The following is a 547-nucleotide window of genomic DNA, read 5'->3' on the forward strand; positions in this document are numbered from 1 at the left end:
TGCGCGCCCGCTCCTCCGGGGCGCCACGGCCGCGATCGCCCTGCTCGTCGCCGCCGGCGCGCTCACCGGATGCACGCCCTCCGCGGAGGGCACGCAGGCGACCCCGACTCTCCGGGAGACGTCCATCGACGTCGCCGCTCCCCCGGCCTACACCGCCGCGCGCGAGGCCGGCCTCGCGCTGCGGGAAGACTCGCTCGCGCTCCTCACCGCGACCGACGGCACCGTCGCGGGCGCGGCCCGCACCGATCTGCTGGTGGCGATCGGAGCCCTGAACGCAGCGCTCGAGGGAGTCTCGGCCGACGCCATCACCACCGCGACGACCGCGGCCGGGGAGCAGCGGACGGCGCTGGCCGAGCGCGTGCTCGGCCTCGCCACGTCGACTCTCGCCTCCGGTCGCGGATCGACGTCCCGGCGGGCGGTGCTGACCGACGCGGTCGAGCAGCTCCGGAGCGCCCTCGCCTCGGGAGCCCCGGTCGCTCCGGCCGCCATCGCCGTGATCGAGGCGCGCGAGCCGCTCGTCCCGGAGCCTGGCAGCGGATTCGCTCCT

General features: G+C 77.5%; 1 protein-coding gene. It reads left to right on the plus strand.

Annotated features, from left to right (window positions below; translation table 11 throughout):
• On the plus strand, positions 1-547 hold a 547-nt coding region (locus C5C39_RS17690), incomplete at both ends, for a hypothetical protein (protein ID WP_219813363.1).

It is taken from the genome of Rathayibacter sp. AY1F3 (assembly GCF_002931975.1).
Classification (GTDB): domain Bacteria; phylum Actinomycetota; class Actinomycetes; order Actinomycetales; family Microbacteriaceae; genus Rathayibacter.